This window comes from Sphingobacteriales bacterium, assembly GCA_016711285.1.
Taxonomy (GTDB): Bacteria; Bacteroidota; Bacteroidia; order Chitinophagales; family UBA2359; genus JADJTG01.
Window position 1 is genome coordinate 326,666 of sequence record JADJTG010000002.1, and the last position, 17,186, is coordinate 343,851.

Below are 17,186 nucleotides of genomic sequence, written 5' to 3' on the forward strand. Positions count from 1 at the left end.
TGTTTTTAAAAATTATTTTATGAAACTAAAAAAAAGATCGAATTGTCCGGTAAGTTGTTCTCTTGATATTTGGGGCGACAAATGGTCATTGCTTATAGTGAGAGATTTAATAGAAAACCAACCCTGTACTTATGGCGACTTTTTAAAAGCTGAAGAAAAAATAGCTACCAATATTTTGGCTACTCGTTTGCAAATGTTGGAGGATAACGGAATTATAACAAAATATGAACACCCAGAAAGCAAAGCAAAAGTACTTTACAAACTAACACAAAAAGGAATAGACTTACTTCCTATAATTATAGAAATAGGTTTTTGGGCAGATAAATATTACGAAATAGACAAAAATAAAAAAGCGGCTTTAAAAGAAATAAAAAAAGACAAGGAAATGTTTATCAAGGCAACAATACAAAAATTAAAAAAAGATATTGAGAAAAAAAGCAGCAGCTAATAGGCGTTTGTCAAAAGTGGGTCAAAATTGCAAGGTTAAAAAATGTGTATTCTATTGAACATTTTTGTAAATTTGGGCAAAAGTATTTCTATTTTGGCCCTTTTCCGAAATTTTCATACACAATTGGAGAAATAATGAACCAATAGTAATATTACAAAAATGGGAATGTCTAAAGCGGGGTTGAACGGCTTCGATTGGGTATATTTGTGCAAGGCTCAGCTTTCGTTCTTTGATTGAACGATTGACCTTTAATTATCAGAAAGACTTTAAAAAATATGTCTATATTCCAACTGCTAAGAAAAATAACACCTTTTATAAAGCCCTATAAAACAATCATTATTTTCACCCTTTTACTAACACTATTGGGGTCATTTGCTGCACAAGTCAATGCTTTTATTTTGCGCTATACCGTAGATTCTATTGATAATTTGATGGTTGATAAAAAGCCATTGAAAGCTGGCTTTACCTTATTATTGTTTATTAGTTTGATTTTGTTTTCAAAGGAAATATTGAACGCTTTAATTCAATTTGGACAAAAATTCTATGGAGAAAAGCTGAGAATATTTATCAGCAGAGACTTATCTCAATCCATAGTAGAAAAGATATTGACCTATAAATTGGATTTTTATAATGCCCCTGAAAATGACAGTGGAAAACTCCAGACAAGAATAGATCTGGGAATTTCGAGTTTAACACGATTGGTTCAAAATTTTTTTATTGATATTTTGCCTTTGTTTGCAAACGCCATTGTAGCACTTAGTGTAATGTTTTTTGCCAATATATATGTTGGTTTGGTGGGGCTTATCATGGTGCCATTTTATTTTTATGTAAGTAGTATTCAAGCCAATAAACTGAGTGGGTTTCGCAGAAATATGCGTAAATACCGTGAAAGTAAAAGCAGTAGAATTATCAATTTAATTGAATCTATTACGGTGATAAAAAGTTTCGTAAACGAGAAAGTGGAAGCCAAAAAACACGAACAAATTCAATTTGACATGACAGAGAATCAAATGAAAACCCGAAAAATCAGTTTTGTTTTTGATAGTATAAAAAGTTTTATAGAACAATTTGGCGTAATTATTATAATTGTCTTGACCGCATATTTTGTACTTAATAACCAAATGTCATTGGGTGCGATTATGTTCCATATTATGTTATTTGGCAATGTATCCGCTCCTATCAAACAATTACATAGAATATATGATGAAGTAAATGATGCACTGATCTATTCCGAAGGATTTTTTGACATTATAGAATCTGAACAATACAAGGAGATAACAGGAAAATACAGACCCGAAAAAGTAAATGGATGGTTTGAAATAAAAAACCTCAATTTTATATATCCCAATGGACATCAGGCATTAAGAAATATTAATGTAACTATAAATCCCAATGAAATTACTGCATTAGTTGGATTAAGTGGGGCAGGAAAAAGTACCATCATCAATTTGTTGGATAAGTTTTATGAACCGCAATCAGGTAATATATATTTAGATGGCATAGATTTGAGCGAGTACGATACGCATTACCTGAGAAGTAAAATAGGTTTGGTGTTGCAAAAAAACCACATCTTCAAAGGTACAATTCATGAAAACATTGCTTATGGTCTTGAAAACGCAACAAGAGAACAGGTGATAGAAGCTGCAAAGAAAGCTTATATCCATTCACAAATCATTGAACTTCCTTTGGGGTACGATGCAGATGCACACTTGCTGTCTGGAGGACAACAGCAGAGAATAGCAATCGCAAGATTGTTCTTAAAAAATCCACCTATAATATTCTTAGATGAACCAACTGCCAATTTAGATGCCATTGCTACAGAGCAAATTAAAAAAAGTATTGATGCCATAAAAAAAGACAGAACTGTAATTATTATATCGCACAGCATTTCGCAAATTATTGATGCTTCTAAAATAATTGTTTTAAAGCAAGGAGAATGTATTGAAAGCGGTACGCATGAAGAATTGTATAAAAATAAATCAGAATATTATTTTATTTTCAGTGCAATGGCCAATAGTTTGAACATTGAAAAAATTGTGACTACTTTTGAATAAGATGTATTTATATAATTTATTGTTGATAAAAATGAATACGTATGTTTTGACCATCTCATTTTGTGAGATGGTGTTGTTTTAAAATATAAACTGCAAAATATACTTTTCGGAGCGGGCGAAGTTTGCTATGGAAAATCTATCCAAGCAAGTCGCCGATTACCTTAGAAAAAGAACGCCAACAAGTGCAGTGGCTCAAAGAAACGAGCCAAACTTACATAGCGATTTGGGAATTATCTTGGAAGATTTACATGATAAAAATGTATTGTATTGATGCCCAACGATATGCTTTATTGGATTGACACTGTTTTTTTTATTAAATCTGAAGTATTTTGGAAGTAAAAAAGCGCATCGCCGCAAGTGAGGCAATTATTCAAAAATCGGCAAGCGGGAAGCAACAGTTTGCCGATTTGCGGTAATATTTATAAATATCGCCACCCTATGCACTACACCGCTTCCCTGCTCCAAAAAATACTGTTTCTGTCGGTGGCAACACTACTGCTGCTGTATTTGGGCTATGGTGTGGAGCGTTGGCAGTGGGTGCGGCTGCTGGCGGCTTATAGTACCCTCTTCGGTGCGGTACTCTGGGCTTATCGGAAATGGGGTATCACAGAAACGCGCTTTTTGTGGGCGGCGGGGCTGCTGTTTCGCTGCCTGCTGCTGAGGTCGCTACCTGCCCTTTCCCAAGATTATGCCCGCTTTTTATGGGACGGCAACCTCCTCCTCTGCGGCATCAATCCCTACCTCCACACACCCGCACAATTATTACAGCAAAATCTCGCTTTATTTCCTGCCGCCCACGAGCTATACGCCAAAATGGGTGCGCTGAGTGCCAATAATTTTTCTAATTATCCGCCTTTGCACCAATATGTTTTTGCCCTATGTGTGTATATCGGCAAGCAGCAAACACTCCCTTCTCTATTGGCAATGAAAATAATACTGCTCCTGAGCGATGTGGGCATTTATTATTTCGGAAAAAAACTCCTGCAACAACTCCGTCTGCCGCCGCACACCATTTTTTTGTATTTCCTCAATCCCTTCATTCTCCTCGAAATATCCGCCAACGCCCATTTTGAAAGCCTGATGCTCTGTGCGTGGCTCGCCGCGCTGTGGGCTTTGTCGTTGGGGGCGTGGCGCAAAGCGGCGGCATTGCTGGGAGCAGCGATTTCGGTTAAGTTGTTGCCACTGCTCTGTCTGCCTTTCCTTGCGCCCTATTTCGGTCGGTGGCGTAAATTTGGTATTTTTTGTGCCCTTATCTTCCTCGTCAATGTTGCCCTTGCACTCCCATTTCTGCACCCCGCTGCCTTGCAACACTATTGGCATACGCTCGCTTTGTGGTTCGTCAAATTTGAGTTCAATGCAAGTTTTTATTATATCATCAGAACACTCGGATATTGGTACAAAGGCTACAATATCATTGGCACGGTGGGTCAAATATTACCCGTACTCACGGCGGCGGCTATCCTGCTATCGGCGGCACGGGGCGGAACACGCACACTGCCCCTGCTCATATCGGCGCAGCTGTGGCCAGTGTCGCTGTATTTTTTTCAGAGCAGCACTATTCACCCCTGGTATGTAGCCAATGTGCTGCTGTGGTCTTTATTTACGCGCTATCGTTTCGCACTGTTGTGGTCGTGGGCGGTTTTTTTGAGTTATTCGGCATATCGGCAATATGGAGTAGCGGAAAATATGCCGCTGATTGCCTTAGAATATGGTTTGATATATGCTTTTTTATACACAGAATGGCGGCATCCCGTATATTTGCAGCGTTTTTATACTTTATTTCACCCCAAAACAACTCCATGAGCAACAGTACTTATTACGACCCGAAAGATTTAAAAAAATTTTCCGCCATTTCGCGATGGAGCGAAAGCTTAGGCAAAAAGTTTTTTGATTATTACGCCGAAGTTTTTGAAGAAGGCGCATTGAGCGAGCGCGAAAAATCGCTCATCGCTCTGGCGGTGGCACACACTTTGCAATGCCCCTACTGCATAGATGCCTACACCACCGACGGCTTACAGCGCGGCATTGAAAAAGAAGAAATGATGGAGGCAGTGCATGTGGCGGCGGCGATAAAAGCAGGCGCAGCCTTAGTGCATAGTGTTCAGATGATGAACCAATACGAGAAACGGAGTATGTAAATATTTTTTCTGCTATTTTCGCTTGCACAGAGTAATATAAAATAAAGACCATAAAGAATTTATGCAGGATTTAAGACCCATTTATCAGGCAGCCAATAAAGAATCGGCTGAATTGGAACTGGCTAAACTGTAAGAAAAATGAGGTATCAAATACCCCCTCAATCCTGACAAAGAAACTGGGACAAATTAAGTACCTGTTTTAAGTACGCCATTGTTCAATTTAAAATTATGTTCCCAGACCGTATTCAAATTCACATTTAAATAACCCTATTTTTTACCAATAGCACAGTTTATTTTACACTCCTTCCTCGGCAGGATAGGTATCGTACTGCACCTAAAGAATTGCTACCCTCGGCGGGATATATATCGTGCTTCACCTAATAAATTGCTACCCTCGGCAGGATAGGTATCGTACTGCACCTAAAGAATTGCTACCCTCGGTATATATCGTGCTGCGCCTAATAATCGTCTGAATCTTGATTTTCAGGATTAAAGGATTAACAGGATTTTTTAAAGTGTAGCGGGTTCGTCATTGGCTTCTGTCATAACTTTGTCAAAGTTCGAACTTTGACAAAGTTGGGCGGTGAAAAAACTAAAAGAAAAATTTGCACCTTTCAAAAAAAGGATTATATTTGTTGCAAACAACGCTCGGGGAAGCGTTGAGACTTAGGGTGAGTAAGCAGTAATGAGGAGTAAATATTAAAGTATCGTTCCGTCCGTTCCACGACTATTACAAGGTAATTGCAGTGCTTAGAAAACTGCTGCCTTTTAAAAGAAAGAAAAAACTCAATTGCCGCAAGGCATTGGGACGTATATTAATTTATTTCTTAACCATTTAATTTTTTTTCGTTATGAGAAAAAACAAACAACCCGCCGCGCTGCTTTCGAGGAAGGCGATAGTGCAGCAACACATTCATTTTATTTGTCATAATTTGGGGAAGGTACTGCGTACCTGCTCTGCATTATGGAAACCGCAAAGGCTCATAACTGCTATGGCTATGTTGCTGATATTTGGTAAAGTGGCTTGGGGGCAGAACAATTATGTGCTATCTAATCGTTTAGCAAGTGATTATCCAGGCCTTAGCATTATTACTTCTGCGGAAATAAAAGAATCTTTTTTGAGTTTAATTGATGAAGCCAATGCCGCCGGAGGGGGGACTGTTTTGATTGATGGATTACCCGTCGGAAAATCTTGCAAAAAGAACACCTGCATTACTGACCCAACAGATGTAGCCAACATTGATAACGATACTAAACATCTTTACTTTCAGCCCATACATTTAAACGACAAACATAACATCATAATACAAATAGATGCAGGTGTTATTATATACAACGATCTGTGTTTTTATGATGGAAATGTTTTTCAAGGCATGCAAGACCCCTATTTAAGTTATGCCGAATTAGATGCCCTCAATGCTGCCGCTTCTTATGAACTCTATAAAGTAGCACGCTATATAGGAGGTGATTACGGATTTAGATCCTGTTTTTATTTACAGAATTTTAATAAATGTAGTCAATTTATCAATTACCTCCAACAGGACATCTTTTACTCAACAAATTACTGCGTACCCGCTATGTGCAAAGAGCCTGTCTCCGAATGTAGCGAATATGACCGTATCGTAGCACTTCTAAATGCTCTGCCCAATACCTGTGGAGCTTACCAAAAACCAAATCCTTTCCCTACTATCCCCGATGACACCTGTCTTAATTATGCTGGATATGGGCAATTTGAAACTGTTTTAGCTGATCCCAACAAAACCATAGAAAGTTTCAATGCTTATTTAGATTGTGTATTCAGCACTTATCCGAATATGAATTGGTACGTACTTTTAAACCCCGAAGATTGCGCGGCAGATATTTATTGCACTAATGGACAATGCAACCCTTCTACCTGTGACGAAGACGACGGTAACGATTGTATTCCCTGCACCGATTGCCCTGTAGTTGCTATGTGTCAGGACGGTGCAACAGGCAATACATCTACTAATTGCGATGGATTGGCATACATCAATGCCATTGCGGATACACCTGAATTTCCAAATTTCGCGCTACGACAATTGAAAAAAAGATATGCCAATTACTATTACGACCGTTCCGAGTTGTATCCTTATATGTATGGTATGGATTGTTTAATAGCGGTTGAAGAAAAATTAGATTATTTGGCTTCCCCCCTTCATACACATACAGATGATGTTTCTCCAAATGCCTTTGATTTGACGATGTCTCCGCTCCCCATCTTAGAAAATTTTGCTTATTATGATGAAGAAAACGAAATTTGGCACGATGTCACTGACCCTTACGGAAATCCCATTACCATTGATTTGAATCTTATTAAGGAAGCAATTGCCAAGGGTTGCGGTACCAATATGATAGATCTTGCCAATGACATAGATAATTTCCCTGCTATATATAATGCTTGTTGGTTTGTAACAGACTATACTCCTTTTATGAATGATTACCTTGTTGATAACCCCGATAAATGTTTGCCCTGTGCCTACATGTTATCGGACTGCAATAATGGTTTGTTTCACTTGGTCAAATGTTCTCACATTAGCTTTGAGGGAGCAGGAATAGGCAGTTCTGTTATTGATATGCAAAGAGACCTGATATCCATTGATGCCAGTGATTTTTGTGAAAATCGTTTTGCTTTTGATATTGCCAATGAGTGTGAATACATTACCATCAAAAATATGACCATTCGCAATTTGGAGGGCGACGCTGTTTGGATAGCAGCAATCAATCCTGATATTATAGAAAAACCCTATATGCCTAAACATATCACCATTGATAATTGTCATATTTTTCGTGCTGCCCGAACCGGTATCGGAGCATCAAATGTAGATGATTTGAATATCACCAATTGCATCATTGAAGGCACTACTGGTTTTTCGCAGGGCGGTATTGATTTGGAACCCGAAACAGACGAATCCGATAAAATTGACAATGTCACCATCAGCAACTGCATTTTCAAAAACAATTGCCTTACTCAAATTAATCTGCCCATTTCTGCCTTGCGCAGTAAAGATGAGCCATATCCACTTGGCAACATTTTTCCACTGATGATAACGACGACCCCACTATTAATATAACCAATTGTGTATTTGAATGCGGAGCTTACACGGGTATTACGATGAACACCACCAGTGTATACATTATGCCGCCCAACTGCACTGATTGTGGTATCAATATTAGCGGTTGCCTTTTCCGATTAGGCGGATCTAATGAAGATTGCGAAGCTGGTTACGGTGCCGACCCACATACTTGTATCAAAATAATCAATCCCGCTTGCTCCATCCCCGTAAATATCAATAGTAATACCTTTATTTTAGATAATTCTGCCAATTATAATGATTATCCACAAGCAATTTGTTTTTTTGCAGCCACTCCAGAAGAATGGACAGATAACGGCGGTGTACATTTTGGAGAGGGTAATTATGTGATAGATATAATGAAAGATGGCGAAACGGAAAATGTAGAGGGCTATTCAAATGCAGGTCCTGTACATTTTAACTTTTTTCTGCAATCAGAACCGCGTTTTAGAGATATTGACGGCACTATTCATACTATTATATTGAATAAAAATTGCATTGAAGAAAACGACTGGTATGGCGAAGTAGACCCTATTGAACTACAACTCAACTTGCCCTCCTACGGCTATGATTATTACTGCAATCTTTATACTGATATGGTACACAGCGATTGTAAGTGGGATGCAACGTTCCATACTGATGAGCTAGCAGAAATGGGGAAATTCATATGCAAATCTACCCCTACCGACAACTGCCCTGCTATGTCACTGAGAGTAAAAGACCACTGCGCCTTGCCCGAAGGTTTATTAAGCACGGCAATTATCCCTGATGATCCCGCTACGAGTACCAACGAAGCAATCACCATAAAAGATTATCTGGGCGATTATTTGCAAACTACCCGCACATTGCAACAAGATGAAGTGTGGAACAGCAACCACTTGGTGCAAGGAGTGATTACCGTACCTGCGGGTAGAGTACTCACGATAAATAATGGAGATAACAACGCACCCACCAACATTGTATTCGCCAACGAACAATCAGGTATTACGGTGATGAAGGGCGGAAGGCTCAACGTAAATGGTGCTTTACTGACCAGTTTCTGCGAACCTTGGCGCGGCATCATCGTAGATGGCGACCCCCTCATAGCCCACCCCCTCACTTATAACACCAATGGCACCACCCCCAACCATGGTATTGCTATACTCAACAATGCCACCCTAGAAAATGCCATCGCCGGCGTACAAACTGCCTATGTCCAATTTTCACCTAATGCCATAAAAGATGGCGGCGGCGGCATCGTACAAGTAAATGGCTCCACCTTCCGCAACTGCCTCACAGGAGTAGATTTGCGCCGGTATGTCGGCAGCAAAACCAATGCACAAAACCAAAGTTTTGTACTCGGCAGCCTTTTTGAGTTCTTAGAACCCTTCAACAACAACCAAACCAGTGCAAACTATGTAGGGGTATCTTTGCGCCGCAGCGGTGAGGGTATTGAAATCAACAACAATACCTTTGAAGCCGGACCTGCCCTTTGGAAAGATAAGCGAGGCACGGCATCTTTTCGCTCAACACCCCCGTTTGGATAGAAGGCAACGAGCAAAATAATCTTTATCAGGGAATGGATATATTTGGTACGCTTACTTCTGTATTGGCACCTACCCTTACCGCCAATACCCTGCGCCATTGCCACCATGGCATTACCATAAATACCGCCCCAATGACCAGCATCACGAGGAATATGATACAAGAAGTACCCACCGCTGTATATGAAATAAGCTCCGGCGACATCACCAACAGCGTAGATGCCGGCTATGGTATTCATCTGTGGAACTCCTTTGGTGCAGAGGTGCACGAAAACGAGATAGTATTGCAAGGCTCGCCCACTGCCAACGACGACGACCCCATAAATACCAAAGGCAGCCGGGGTATTATTGTGCGCGAATGCACCTACACCGACCCCAACCGCACCATGCGTGCCTATATTACCAACAACATCGTGCGCGGGGCTTTTGGCGTAGGTACGCAATTTATAGGCAGCAACGAATCGGTGCAGCTCAATTGCAACTCCTACCAAGAAAACCCCCTCATCGACTGGTATCTCGCAGCAGGTGCCGTGCTGCCCCCGCAGGGAAGTTGTGAAGCTATCACTGTTACTCAACCACTCACTCCTTTCGTCTGCGACTGGCACAACGACCTCAGCCTGCCCCATATCAAAAATTTGGGCGCAAAATTAGTTTTTCGCTATGCCACCGGTTCTAAAACTGACAATGTTGTTGAGATAGGGAATAATATAGTTTTTGAGGAACAGTGCAATAATTTTATCCCTAATTGCAAAATAGAATTTGAAGAACTTATCTGCGACCAACTTGACGACCGCATGCTCCTCTACCTCCTGAATAGCGGCGACAAAGAAGCCGCACGCTTGGCTTTGGAGTGCAAAAACGACGACCTGAGCAAAAAAGTGCTGGCGGGTGAGTATTTGGAAAAAACCGAATACACCAAAAGCGACCAAAAACTCAACCAGTTGCCCAACAGCACCGCCAACGGCAAATTTAAAAATGTGGTGCAATCTATGCTGAAATTGGAACAGGGTATCGGCTCTGCCGAGCAGGAACTCCAAAAACTGCAAGCCTGGGCAAGCGGCAACCATTCCTACGCCACCGCCTTAGCCGAGGCAGCTTTGGTGCAATACGGCACTGCCAAATATGTGCGCTATGTAGAAAAAACAGCCAGCACGGCGGGCAAAAGCAATACAAACACCGATGCCACCGATACAGCCGCACCGGCACAGTACCATATAGTGCCCAACCCCGCCGATGATGTAGTATATATAGAGTGGAATGGTAAAGAAGCTACGAACTTAACTATTTACGATATGAATAAAAAACCGATGATGAAGGTTCGTTTAGAAACAGGCAACAACCCTGTTTCAATTCGTGCTTTACCCATAGGAATATATCTATTGCAAATAGAAGGCATTAACCATGTTAATAAATTGAGTATTGTAAGATAAATGTTGCACAAATACTTTGGGAGGTTTTACTCCCAAAGTATTTTATTTCTTTTTTTATTCTTTTGATATCTATATGAAAAACAATATCGCTATTACGCTTGCCTTATTTATAAGCACCTGTTTTTCTGTGATTGCTCCGGCTCAGGAAGGGGCAGATACGACAGTGTTTTTTAATAAAATTTATAGTCCTGATACAAACGGCAATAACAGCTTATTAGCTTTTCCGATAGAACAAACCTCACAAGGAGGCTATATTTTTGCAGGTACAAGAAACTGGACGGACAACTCTAATGCGTTTCACAGAAGTTTATATTTTACCCACATAGATAAAAACGGCAATCAAATTTGGTTGCGTGATGTATATACAGACACTAATCTTAGTGGTTTACCCGGACCTAATTGTATGATACAAGATAGTAATGGAAATTTGATCATAGTTCATACTCTATTAGTGGACGGAGCCAGTAATACCCAAACTACTCGTTTTGCACAATACGACAGCGAAGCTAATCTATTGTTGGAGCAAATTTATGACGATTTTAACGCCTTTCCTTGGCAACTGATAGCCACCAAAGACGGCGGCTATGCCATAGCAGGGGCGAGTTATGACGGTTATGATATGTCACTTATCAAAACAGACCAGTATGGATTTATACAGTGGCGCAAACAATACGATTTAGGGTATTTTTCTCAGGCATTCAACGTCATAGAAAGCCCAGACGGAGGCTATGTGCTTTCGGGCAACACGCGAACAGAACCCGAATGGGACGGCAACACCGATATGCAACTCCTAAAAACCGACAACCTCGGAAATATGCAATGGGAAAAGAAAATAGGAAAAGCCGATAATTGGGACTGTGGTGCCTTAGTAGCTCCACTCAACGACAGCACCTTTCTGTTGCACGGCTGCTTTGGAAACAGCACTTTGGTTGAGGTAAAACCCTCAACAATGTACATTGCCCACCTGCGCTATGATGACGGCAGCATTGTATATGATACACAATATGATACACAATTAAAATATGGCGTAAATTCTTTTCATGGACAGCCTTTGATGTTAGCAAATAACGATTATATTGGAGTAGCCTCTACAGATAATGAATTGAATGAGAGAATAGCGAGCATTATTAAACACAACCAATGGGGCGAGGTGCTGTGGCAGAAGTTCCTGACCGTAAATGCCGATAAAATGACATACTTAAAAGACATAGAGCGCACCGCAGACGGCGGCTTTGTAGCCTGTGGCTTTCAGTATGAGCCGCCACAATTTGCCTGGGTCGTCAAGTTGGATAGCCTCGGCAATACCTGCACCCCCACCGACTGCGACAGCCTCCACATCGTCCCCTGGACTGTAGGCATAGACGAAATAAACAACGACAACAACGGCACTTTCAGCATCTCCCCCAACCCCGCCACCAACCGCCTCACGCTCCACAGCCCCGAAGCCCTCACTAATATAGCAATATACAACACCCTCGGACAGCAATTCCCCCTCTTAGAGGGGGCAAGGGGGAGTACAAATTCCCCCTCTGAGAGGGGGTCAGGGGGAGTAAATGAAGCGCAAAAGGGAGTAAATGAAGCACAATTCGGAGCAGAAAACGAGCTTTCCGTTGCCCACCTCGCCAGCGGCATCTACTTGCTGCGAGCCTATACGAAGTCAGGCAGAGTATTTACCCAAAAGTTTGTGAAGCGATGAAAAAAATCCCAAAAATCATTTAATCCGATAAATCAGTGGTTCAGACGATAAAAATTCGTGAAGCGATGAAAAAGAAAGATACGTTTTTTGTGTTTTTCTTTTTTTTTATTCTTTCACTTTAACCGCATAAGCTATCTGCTTCATACGGTCTAATTGTACAAATAATTCGGGGTGATAGGCGAGTTTGCGCTGCGGCGATTTCAGTTGTATTTGCTGGCGGTCGTCGACTATCTCTATCGTTACTTGCAGATTTCCGGCGTATTTTTCAAACAAATTATCCATTGTTTGCAGCCAGCTTTCTTGTATATCGTGCAAATTTATGTGTAAAGTAAGATGTTTTATATCGCGCCATACATCATCTAAAAGCCGTACTTCGTTGATTTTTACTTCGTATTTGGCAGCATCGCCCCCCCATCTTTGTTCCTGATACATACCTCGAATGTGCAAGAGTGTGCCTTCCTCAAAAAAATGTTTGTATTTGAGATAATCCTCTTTAAACAAATTCAGGTGCAAAGTGCTGTTGGTATCTTCTACAGTAAAAGTGCCGTAATTTGAACCGCCCGCCGATACACGGTGCTGTGACTTTGTCACCATTGCGGCAAAGCGCACTTCTTTCTGATGAAAATTGTCTAATTCGTCTAAGGTACAATTACAGCAGCAGTTTATTTCGCGCTGATAGCGTTGCAGGGGGTGTCCTGACAAATAAATGCCGGTTACTTCTTTTTCACGGTTGAGTTTTTCTATCAAGCCGAACTCCTCCACTTGCGGCAATTTGGGTTCGGGAATATCCTGATCACTGCCACCTCCGAACAAAGATATTTGCGCGCTTTCTTTTTGCTGTTGTAGGGTATTGCCGTAACGCAAAATGGTTTCTATGCCGTTGCTGCCGTTGTTGTCTGCCAAATATTGAGCACGCGGCAATCCAAAACTGTCAAAAGCTCCGGCGGCACACAGATTTTCAAAACTTTTTTTATTGACAGTGCGCAAGTTCACCCGCTTTGCAAAATCAAATACATTTTTAAATGCGCCGCCCTCGTTGCGCACCGAAATAATTTCTTCTACCGCCGCCTCTCCTACTCCTTTCACGGCAGCCAAGCCAAAACGAATCTGACCTTTTTATTCACGGTAAAATGCAAAGCACTCTCGTTGAGGTCGGGAACAAGAGCCGTGATATTCATATTATTACATTCGGTAAGAAAAAAGTTGAGGTCTTTGGTATTGTCTTTATTGTGCGTGAGCACCGCCGCCATAAATTCTGCCGGATAATGTGCTTTGAGGTAGGCGGTTTGGAATGCAAGCAGCGAATAAGCCGCCGAGTGGCTTCTATTGAAACCATAGGCCGCAAAACGCTCCATCATATCAAATATTTCGTTGGCTTTTTTTTCTGCCACCCCTTTTTTCATCGCTCCCTCCAAAAAAACGCTGCGTTGTTTTGCCATTTCTTCGGGTTTTTTCTTTCCCATGGCGCGGCGCAAAATATCGGCTGCTCCGAGTGTATAATCTGCCATAATTTGGGCAGCCCGCATAATTTGCTCCTGATACACCATAATTCCGTAGGTGGGTTGCAGGAGTTCTTCGAGCCAGGGGTGCGGGTATTCTACGGTTTCTCTGCCGTGCTTGCGGTTGATGAAAGAAGGAATGAACTCCATCGGTCCGGGGCGGTAGAGGGCGTTCATGGCGATGAGGTCTTCTATATTGTTGGGTTTGAGGTCGCGCAGGTATTTTTGCATACCCGGACTTTCAAACTGGAAGATGCCGATGGTATCGCCGTTTTGAAAGAGTTGGTAGGTTTTTTCGTCCGTTAAAGGGATTTCATCGGGATTGATGGGCGGAATTTGGTGTTGTTTGCTGATATTCTCAATGGCATCGCGGATAATGGTGAGCGTTTTTAAGCCCAAGAAGTCCATTTTGAGCAAGCCCGCACTTTCTACCAAAGAGTTGTCGTATTGTGTTACCAACAAGTTAGATTCTTTGTTGGTGCATACCGGAATATACTCTACAATATCGGAAGGCGAAATGATGATGCCGCAAGCGTGCAGTCCGGTGGAGCGCACCGAGCCTTCAAGGGTTTTGGCTTCGCGCAGCACCTGTGCTCTGAGGTCCTTGCCTTCGGCAATTTGGCGCAGCATTTTAATATGCTCCATTGCCTGTTCGTTTTTGAGTTTTTCTTTGAGTTTTTCGGTGTCGCCTTCCAAGTAGTCGGTCAAATCAAAATCGGAATGGGTGGGTACTAATTTGGCGATGCGGTCGGTTTCGGGCAGTGGCAAATCCAACACGCGCCCTACATCGCGGATACTTGATTTTGAAGCCATTGTGCCGTAGGTGATGATTTGCGCCACTTGTCGCTCGCCATATTTTTTCACCACATAATCAATAATTTTGTCGCGCCCTTCATCGTCAAAATCAATGTCAATATCGGGCATTGTTACACGCTCGGGATTCAGAAAACGCTCAAAGAGCAGATTGTAGCGAATGGGGTCAATGTTGGTGATGCCGATGGCATAAGCCACCGCGCTACCCGCCGCCGAACCCCTGCCCGGTCCTACGGCGATATTCATAGCACGCGCCGCATTCGTAAAGTCCTGCACTATCAAAAAATAACCCGGAAAACCGACTTCTTTTATCACGCTCAACTCATAATTCAAACGCTCCTCCAACGTGCTGTCTATTTCGCCGTATTTTTTCTTTGCCCCTTCAAAAGCCAGATAATGCAAATAATCATCTTGCGTAGCAAAACCTTCGGGCAATATATAATTGGGCAAAAGCACATCGCGTTTGAGTTTTGGCGGTGTGATGCGGTCTATAATTAAATTGGTATTATCTAAGGCTTGCGGCACATCTTGAAAAAGGACTTCCATTTGTGCCTGTGTTTTAAAGAAAAACTGATTGTTGGGAAACCCAAAACGGTAGCCTTTGCCTTCGCCAACGGGCGTGCTGCGTTTGTCGCCGGTATTCACACACAACAAAATATCGTGCGCATCGGCGTTGGCTTCATCAACATAGTGCGAGTCGTTGGTGGCAATGACGGGAATATTGTATTTTTTGCTCCATTTCAACAACACTTGATTCACATCTTCCTGACTGATGCCCGTTCCGTCAATATCTTTCAGATTATGACGCTGCAATTCAATAAAATAATCTTCGCCAAAAATATCCAACCACTCCAAAAAAACGCGCTCGGCAACAGCTTCCCCTTTGAATATAATAGCTTGGGGCACTTCGGCACCGATGCAGCAGGTAGTTGCAATTAAACCCTCTTTGTATTGCTTGATAAGCGATTTATCCACACGCGGAAACTTGCCGTACAAACCCTCAATAAATCCCAAAGAACACAATTTTGACAAATTGCGATAGCCTTCCTGATTTTTGGCGAGTAATAGCTGATGATAGCGTTTATCTTTTTGTTCTTTGGTAAAAGTGCGCTGAAAACGGTCTTCCACTACATAAAATTCGCAGCCCACCACCGGAATAATACCTGCTTTTTGTGCAGCATTTACAAACTCAAAAGCACCGAACATATTGCCGTGGTCGGTGAGTGCCACGGCGGGCATACCATCTTTTTGGGCTTTGGCAACCATATCTTTGATGGGCGCGGCACCATCTAACAAAGAATATTGAGTGTGGCAGTGAAGATGTGAGAATACAGGCATAAGCGATACAAAGAAGTAAATGGAAGTAAAATAAGCAGTGCAATATTCGGCATTTTTTTTCAGAAAACTACCATCAAATTTGAGGGAAGCCAATGATATTTTATAAAAACCAATACAGTAATTTTTGATAATAAAAGTTTTTGCAATGGCAATTTTACAGCTCAAAAAATATCGCTTTTGCTCAAATGTATATCCTATTTTTGCATTTTATAATCAGTCAATCTTATATTTTATCTGAAAATCTTATATTTTATCTGAACCTCGCTTTTATCTGAAAATCTTATATTTTATCTGAAAATCTTATATTTTATCTGAAAATCTTATATTTTATCTGAAAATCTTATATTTTATCTGAAAATCTTATATTTTATCTGAAAATCTTATATTTTATCTGAAAATCTTATATTTTATCTGAAAATCTTATATTTTATCTGAAAATCTTATATTTTATCTGAAAATCTTATATTTTATCTGAAAATCTTATATTTTATCTGAAAATCTTATATTTTATCTGAAAATCTTATATTTTATCTGAAAATCTTATATTTTATCTGAAAATCTTATATTTTATCTGAAAAATATGGAACAGTTTCACCCTATCGGCTATATTCAAAAAGCGCACGCCCTCAAAGGCGAACTAAAATTGTATGTTGAACCATACATAATGGATTTTTTATCAAAAATAAAAGTGGTGTATATTGAGCAAAAAGGTACGCCTATTCCTTATATGGTGCAACGCCTGCAAGCCATTCCGCAAGGGGCGATTTTGCAGGTGGAGGAGAGCAAAGACAAAAATGCCGCCGATGCCCTGAAAGGGTGCAGCGTGTCGGTGGAGGTGGCGGCGGTGCGCGGTTTAAAGGCGGCGATAGAGGCGCAATTGTTTTTATAGAAGGTTATAAAGCGTATAACGGCGAAACGTTTTTGGGAGTGGTAGAAAGCATTGAAGAATTGCCGCAGCAAAAAATAGCACAAGTGCGTATGAGTGAACACCTCTTGCCCATTGCGCTGCACCCCGACCAGATTGCAGATATTAACCGCCGCAGCAAAAGTATTTATTTTGAATTGCCGGAAGGCTATGTAGAGGCTTTTTTGGAGTAAAAAAAAAGAAAATAATTGAGAATGGAGAATAATGCGCTTAATTAAGAACTCATCATT

At 41.2% G+C, this 17,186-nt stretch carries 11 protein-coding genes and 1 pseudogene; 11 read left to right on the forward strand and 1 reads right to left on the reverse strand.

Annotation, left to right across the window (positions count from 1 at the left end):
• The first annotated feature begins 19 nt into the window (after nt 1-19).
• From IPL35_01630 to IPL35_01670, 9 genes are all read left to right on the forward strand, one after another.
• Complete coding sequence (locus IPL35_01630; GenBank protein ID MBK8442173.1) at nt 20-448, forward strand: helix-turn-helix transcriptional regulator; 429 nt, start codon at nt 20-22, stop codon at nt 446-448.
• 275 nt (nt 449-723) lie between these two features.
• A complete protein-coding gene (locus IPL35_01635; protein ID MBK8442174.1) occupies nt 724-2,502 on the forward strand; it encodes an ABC transporter ATP-binding protein in 1,779 nt (592 codons plus the stop codon).
• A 122-nt stretch (nt 2,503-2,624) separates the two neighbouring features.
• Complete coding sequence (locus IPL35_01640) at nt 2,625-2,801, forward strand: hypothetical protein (GenBank protein ID MBK8442175.1); 177 nt, start codon at nt 2,625-2,627, stop codon at nt 2,799-2,801.
• A gap of 58 nt (nt 2,802-2,859) precedes the next feature.
• Nucleotides 2,860-4,305: a mannosyltransferase gene (locus IPL35_01645; protein MBK8442176.1), complete on the forward strand. Its 1,446-nt coding sequence runs from the start codon at nt 2,860-2,862 to the stop codon at nt 4,303-4,305.
• Nucleotides 4,302-4,640 carry a carboxymuconolactone decarboxylase family protein gene (locus tag IPL35_01650; GenBank protein MBK8442177.1) on the forward strand — a complete coding sequence of 113 codons (339 nt, stop codon included), beginning with the start codon at nt 4,302-4,304 and terminating at the stop codon, nt 4,638-4,640. Before IPL35_01645 ends, IPL35_01650 begins: the two co-directional genes overlap by 4 nt.
• A gap of 851 nt (nt 4,641-5,491) precedes the next feature.
• Nucleotides 5,492-7,732 carry a right-handed parallel beta-helix repeat-containing protein gene (locus IPL35_01655; GenBank protein ID MBK8442178.1) on the forward strand — a complete coding sequence of 747 codons (2,241 nt, stop codon included), beginning with the start codon at nt 5,492-5,494 and terminating at the stop codon, nt 7,730-7,732.
• A gap of 65 nt (nt 7,733-7,797) precedes the next feature.
• Entirely contained in the window at nt 7,798-9,258 is a 1,461-nt protein-coding gene (locus IPL35_01660; protein ID MBK8442179.1) for a hypothetical protein, read from the forward strand.
• Between the two features lie 32 nt (nt 9,259-9,290).
• Nucleotides 9,291-10,685 carry a T9SS type A sorting domain-containing protein gene (locus IPL35_01665; GenBank protein MBK8442180.1) on the forward strand — a complete coding sequence of 465 codons (1,395 nt, stop codon included), beginning with the start codon at nt 9,291-9,293 and terminating at the stop codon, nt 10,683-10,685.
• A 73-nt stretch (nt 10,686-10,758) separates the two neighbouring features.
• A complete protein-coding gene (locus IPL35_01670) occupies nt 10,759-12,381 on the forward strand; it encodes a T9SS type A sorting domain-containing protein (GenBank protein ID MBK8442181.1) in 1,623 nt (540 codons plus the stop codon).
• 105 nt (nt 12,382-12,486) lie between these two features.
• Here IPL35_01670 and dnaE read toward each other — a convergent pair.
• Nucleotides 12,487-16,031: pseudogene (gene dnaE, locus IPL35_01675) on the reverse strand (DNA polymerase III subunit alpha).
• Nucleotides 16,032-16,611: 580 nt separating this feature from the next.
• On the opposite strand from dnaE, the gene IPL35_01680 reads away from it, so the two are divergent.
• Both IPL35_01680 and IPL35_01685 read left to right on the forward strand, forming a co-directional pair.
• Nucleotides 16,612-16,920 (forward strand): hypothetical protein, encoded by a 309-nt coding sequence (locus IPL35_01680; GenBank protein ID MBK8442182.1) that lies wholly within the window; start codon nt 16,612-16,614, stop codon nt 16,918-16,920.
• Nucleotides 16,921-16,952: 32 nt separating this feature from the next.
• Complete coding sequence (locus IPL35_01685) at nt 16,953-17,129, forward strand: hypothetical protein (GenBank protein ID MBK8442183.1); 177 nt, start codon at nt 16,953-16,955, stop codon at nt 17,127-17,129.
• Nucleotides 17,130-17,186: the final 57 nt, after the last annotated feature.

Excerpts from the sequence above, each read along its gene's own strand:
- IPL35_01630 (MBK8442173.1), top strand. The coding sequence starts at position 20 with ATGAAACTAAAAAAAAGATCGAATTGTCCGGTAAGTTGTTCTCTTGAT.
- IPL35_01635 (MBK8442174.1), top strand. The coding sequence starts at position 724 with ATGTCTATATTCCAACTGCTAAGAAAAATAACACCTTTTATAAAGCCC.
- IPL35_01650 (MBK8442177.1), top strand. The coding sequence starts at position 4,302 with ATGAGCAACAGTACTTATTACGACCCGAAAGATTTAAAAAAATTTTCC.
- IPL35_01655 (MBK8442178.1), top strand. The coding sequence starts at position 5,492 with ATGAGAAAAAACAAACAACCCGCCGCGCTGCTTTCGAGGAAGGCGATA.
- IPL35_01660 (MBK8442179.1), top strand. The coding sequence starts at position 7,798 with ATGCCGCCCAACTGCACTGATTGTGGTATCAATATTAGCGGTTGCCTT.
- IPL35_01665 (MBK8442180.1), top strand. The coding sequence starts at position 9,291 with ATGGATATATTTGGTACGCTTACTTCTGTATTGGCACCTACCCTTACC.
- IPL35_01670 (MBK8442181.1), top strand. The coding sequence starts at position 10,759 with ATGAAAAACAATATCGCTATTACGCTTGCCTTATTTATAAGCACCTGT.
- IPL35_01680 (MBK8442182.1), top strand. The coding sequence starts at position 16,612 with ATGGAACAGTTTCACCCTATCGGCTATATTCAAAAAGCGCACGCCCTC.